This window comes from Campylobacter sp. 2018MI01 (assembly GCF_018501205.1).
Taxonomy (GTDB): domain Bacteria; phylum Campylobacterota; class Campylobacteria; order Campylobacterales; family Campylobacteraceae; genus Campylobacter_E.
Window position 1 is genome coordinate 1 of sequence record NZ_JAHCZE010000209.1, and the last position, 387, is coordinate 387.

1 pseudogene is annotated in these 387 nt (G+C 59.2%); it reads left to right on the forward strand.

Features of this window, described 5'->3' with window-relative positions:
• A pseudogene (locus KJQ97_RS09700) lies at nucleotides 1-168 on the forward strand (iron-sulfur cluster assembly scaffold protein); the annotation flags it as partial.
• Nucleotides 169-387: the final 219 nt, after the last annotated feature.

Genomic DNA, 387 nt, shown 5'->3' on the forward strand with positions numbered 1-387 from the left:
ACCGCAGTAGCTAGTAGTGATATAATGGCAGGACTTTGTATAGGTAAAAGGGTTGATGAAGCTGTAAAAATTACAAATATAGATGTGGAATGTGCAATGGGGGATAATCCTGATACTCCTGCAGTTCCACCTCAAAAAATGCATGGCAGTGTAATGGCGTATGATGTGACCCCCCCCCCCCCCCCCCCACCCCCCCCCCCCCCCCCCCCACCCCCCCCCCCCCCCCCCCCCCCCCCCCCCCCCCCCTCCCCCCCCCCCCCTCAATCTGCTCTATCGGCTCGCCTCCACGAGTGTCTTCTGTCTCCCCCACATCCCCCCAATCCACCTCTTTAGCCCCGGCCCTAACTACCTTTTCAAGCACAGCCCCTCCCTTAATCGCCACGCACA